Below are 4,259 nucleotides of genomic sequence, written 5' to 3'. Positions count from 1 at the left end.
CCCAGCTTCACCCAGGCGCTGGTCAACACCCTGCTGCTGGTGGGGGGTGTGCTTGTCATCACCATCATCGGGGGCACGCTCCTGGCGCTGCTGCTCGACCAGCCCGTCTGGGGCCAGGGGATCCTGCGCATCCTCGTCATCTCCCCGTTCTTCGTGATGCCGCCGGTGGCCGCGCTGATCTGGAAGAACGGCTTCATGCATCCCGGCTACGGCATGCTCGGGCACCTGTGGAAGGCGGTGGGCCTGCAGCCGGTCGACTGGTTCAACCAGTTCCCGCTGTTTTCCGTCATCGTCATCGTCGCCTGGCAGTGGCTGCCCTTTGCGACGCTGATCCTGCTCACCGCTCTCCAGTCGCTGTCCGAAGAACAGCGCGAGGCGGCAGAGATGGATGGCGCCAATGCGCTCAACCGCTTTCGCTACATCATCATGCCGCACATGGCCCGCGCCATCACCATCGTGATCCTGATCCAGACCATCTTCCTGCTCGGCATCTTTGCCGAGATCCGGGTCACCACGGGCGGCGGCCCCGGCTATGCGTCGACCAACATCGCCTTCCTCGTCTTCCGCACCGGCATCCTGTCCAACGACATCGGCGCCGGCTCCGCCGGAGGCGTGGTGGCCGTCATCATCGCCAACATCGTCGCCATCTTCCTGATGCGCGCCGTGGGGAAGAATCTCGATGCGTAAAGTGTGTGACCAGATGATCCGCATCGTGCGCCTTCCCTTCTCCCCTGAGGGGAGAAGGTGGCCCGCAGGGCCGGATGAGGGGTTCAGCTTCAGCGCTTTCGCCGATGAGCTTTCACCCCTCACCCCAACCCTCTCCCCTGGGGGGAGAGGGAGCGACGGCCCCGGCGCCTTTGACGTATCAGCGGAGAAAAACTAATGGCCCGCCGCGTCTCCGTGCAAACCCGGATCGGCTTCACCGTTCTCGCCTGGGCGGTGGCCCTCCTGCTGTTCTCGCCCATCCTCTGGACGGTGCTGACCGCCTTCAAGACCGAGGCCGAGGCCATTGCCTCCCCGCCCACCGTCCTGCCGCACAGCTTCACGCTGGACAATTTCGCGGCCGTGCAGGAGCGCTCGGACTACATCAAGCACGCCATCAACTCGATCATCGTCTCGTTCGGCTCGACCATCCTGGGCCTTGTCATCGCCGTGCCGGCGTCCTGGGCCATGGCTTTCTCGCCCACCAGGCGGACCAAGGACGTGCTGATGTGGATGCTGTCCACCAAGATGATGCCGGCGGTGGGCGTGCTGATCCCGATCTACCTGATCTTCCGCGATCTGAGGCTGCTCGACACGGTGCATGGGCTGACCATCATCATGACGCTGATCAACCTGCCGATCATCATCTGGATGCTCTACACCTACTTCAAGGAGATCCCCGTCGACATCCTGGAAGCGGCCCGCATGGACGGGGCCGAGCTCTGGAACGAGATCGTCCACGTCCTCGTGCCCATGGCCGTTCCCGGCATCGCCTCGACGCTGCTGCTCAACGTCATCCTGGCCTGGAACGAGGCTTTCTGGACGATTACGCTGACCTCGGGTCGCGCCGGCACGCTGACCGCCTTCATCTCGTCCTTCTCCTCGCCGCAGGGCCTGTTCCTGGCCAAGCTCTCCGCCGCGTCCCTGCTCGCCATCGCCCCCATCCTGCTGCTGGGCTGGTTCAGCCAGAAGCAGCTCGTGCGCGGCCTGACCTTCGGCGCCGTAAAGTAAAGGACTAGAAGAATGGGTTCCATCACCCTCGAACACGTCAACAAGTCCTTCGGCGACGTCCAGGTCATTCCAGACATCTCGCTCGAGATCAGGGATGGGGAGTTTGTCGTCTTCGTCGGCCCCTCGGGATGCGGCAAGTCCACCCTGCTGCGCCTCATCGCCGGCCTCGAGGACACCACCAGGGGCAAGATCCTGCTCGATGGGCAGGACTTTACCGATGCGCCGCCCGCCCGGAGGGGCCTGGCCATGGTGTTCCAGTCCTACGCGCTTTATCCTCACATGAGCGTGCGCGACAACATCGCCTTCCCGCTCAAGATGGCCAGGACGCCGCAGGCCGAGATCGACCGCAAGGTCGAGTACGCGGCGCGCACCCTGAACCTGGGCAATTATCTCGACCGCCGCCCGCGGGCCCTTTCGGGCGGGCAGCGCCAGCGCGTCGCCATCGGCCGCGCCATCGTGCGCGAGCCCAAGGCCTTCCTCTTCGACGAGCCGCTGTCCAACCTCGATGCCGCCCTTCGGGTCAACATGCGGCTCGAGATCACCGAGCTGCACCAGCAGCTCAAGACCACCATGGTCTATGTGACGCACGACCAGGTGGAAGCCATGACCATGGCCGATCGCATCGTGGTGCTCAATGCCGGCACTGTGGAGCAGTTCGGCAGCCCGCTCGAGCTCTACAAGAAGCCGGCCAACCGGTTCGTGGCCGGTTTCATCGGCTCGCCCAAGATGAACTTCGTCGAGGGCGCGGAAGCCGGCAAGCACGGCGCCCACTCCATCGGCGTCCGCCCCGAACATTTTACCCTCTCGACCACTCCCGGCGCGGGCACCTGGGCCGGCACGGTCATGGTGGCCGAGCAACTGGGCTCCGACACCTTCCTCCACGTCCAGACCGATCTGGGCCTCGTGACCGTGCGGACCGATGGCGAACAGACGTTCCGGCATGGCCAGGCCCTGTTCCTCACCCCCGACCCCAGCCGCATCTACAAGTTCGACGCGGCGGGCAAGGCGATTTGACCATGAGCGCCAGACCGGCTTGCCAGCGGATGGGAGGGGGATCAAGGGCCGCGACATCCGGGCTCCCGCACCCACTCCCATCCTCCCCCGTAAAGGGGGAGGTGCCGCATCGCGCGTCAAAATGTTCGCCGCGCCATTCCCGGGTTGAACTGACATGACCAGACTTTCCCTCGCCACCCTGCCATCCATCACCACGGCCAAGACCCCCAATTACCGCCGCGAGCAGCTGACGGCCGGCATCGTGCACTTCGGCGTCGGCAATTTTCATCGCGCGCATCAGGCGGTCTATCTCGATGCCCTGTTCAACACCGGTAGCGGGCACGACTGGGCCATCATCGGGGCCGGCGTCCGCGCCGCCGATGCGGCCATGCGCGACGCCCTGGGCGGGCAGGACTGGCTGACCACGGTGGTGGCGCAGGAAGCCGACAGCAGCAGCGCCCGCGTCACCGGCGTCATGATCGATTACCTCGAGCCCGGAGACAGCGAGGCGGTCATCGCCGCCCTCACCGATCCGGCCATCCGCATCGTCTCGCTGACAATCACCGAAGGCGGCTACTATATCGATCCTGCCAGCCAGCGCTTCGATCCCGCCCATCCCGACATTGCCTATGATGCCGCCCACTTTTGGGCGCCAAGGACGGCCTTCGGCCTGATCCTGGCCGGTCTCGTCAAGCGCCGCGCGGCGGGGATCGCGCCCTTCACCGTGATGAGTTGCGACAATATCCCGGGCAATGGCCACGTGACGCAGAACGCGGTCGCCGGGCTTGCCGGGCTGATCGATCCGGCGCTCCCTGACTGGGTCAACACCGCCGTCGCCTTCCCCAACGGCATGGTCGACCGCATCACCCCGGCGACCTCGGCCCGCGAAAAGACGCTGCTGGCCGAGCAGTTCGGCATCGAGGACGCCTGGCCGGTGTTTTGCGAAGACTTCAGGCAATGGGTGCTCGAGGACAATTTTCCCGCTGGCCGGCCGGCGCTGGAAACGGTCGGGGTGCAGTTCGTCAAGGACGTGGCGCCTTACGAGCACATGAAGATCCGCATCCTCAATGGCGGCCACGCCACCATTGCCTATCCGGCCGGTCTGATGGACATCCACTTCGTGCACGAGGCGATGGAGCACCCGCTGATCTCTGCCTTCCTGCGCAAGGTGGAAACCGAAGAGATCATCCCCATCGTGCCGCCGGTGCCCGATACCGACCTCGCCGGCTACTTCGCGCTCTGCGAAAAGCGCTTCGCCAACCCCAAGATCGGCGACACCATAAGGCGCCTGGCGCTGGATGGCTCGAACCGCCAGCCCAAGTTCATCATCCCCTCCGCCCTCGACCGGGCGAACGCCAACGCCTCGCTGACCGGGCTGGCCCTGGTGTCGGCCCTGTGGTGCCGCTACTGCTTCGGCACCACCGACAGCGGCACCGTCATCGCACCCAACGACCCCAGCTGGGACCGCCTCACCACCCAGGCCAAAAAGGCTCAGGAGCACCCCCAGGCCTGGCTCGAAATGACCGACATCTACGGCGAACTGGCCGGAAATA

4 protein-coding genes are annotated in these 4,259 nt (G+C 65.2%); all 4 read left to right on the top strand.

Features of this window, described 5'->3' with window-relative positions; genetic code table 11:
* A partial coding sequence (locus tag IC608_RS17895) for a carbohydrate ABC transporter permease (RefSeq protein ID WP_191778331.1) occupies nt 1-687 on the top strand: 687 nt, incomplete at its 5' end.
* A gap of 195 nt (nt 688-882) precedes the next feature.
* Entirely contained in the window at nt 883-1,713 is an 831-nt protein-coding gene (locus IC608_RS17890) for a carbohydrate ABC transporter permease (RefSeq protein ID WP_191778330.1), read from the top strand.
* A gap of 12 nt (nt 1,714-1,725) precedes the next feature.
* Nucleotides 1,726-2,727 carry an ABC transporter ATP-binding protein gene (locus IC608_RS17885; RefSeq protein ID WP_191778328.1) on the top strand — a complete coding sequence of 334 codons (1,002 nt, stop codon included), beginning with the start codon at nt 1,726-1,728 and terminating at the stop codon, nt 2,725-2,727.
* 154 nt (nt 2,728-2,881) lie between these two features.
* Nucleotides 2,882-4,259 (top strand): mannitol dehydrogenase family protein (locus IC608_RS17880; RefSeq protein WP_191778326.1); only part of this gene is annotated, 1,378 nt, incomplete at its 3' end.

This window comes from Devosia oryzisoli (genome assembly GCF_014837245.1).
GTDB classification, from domain to species: Bacteria; Pseudomonadota; Alphaproteobacteria; order Rhizobiales; family Devosiaceae; genus Devosia; species Devosia oryzisoli.
This window is presented reverse-complemented; position numbering and strand designations above follow the sequence as displayed.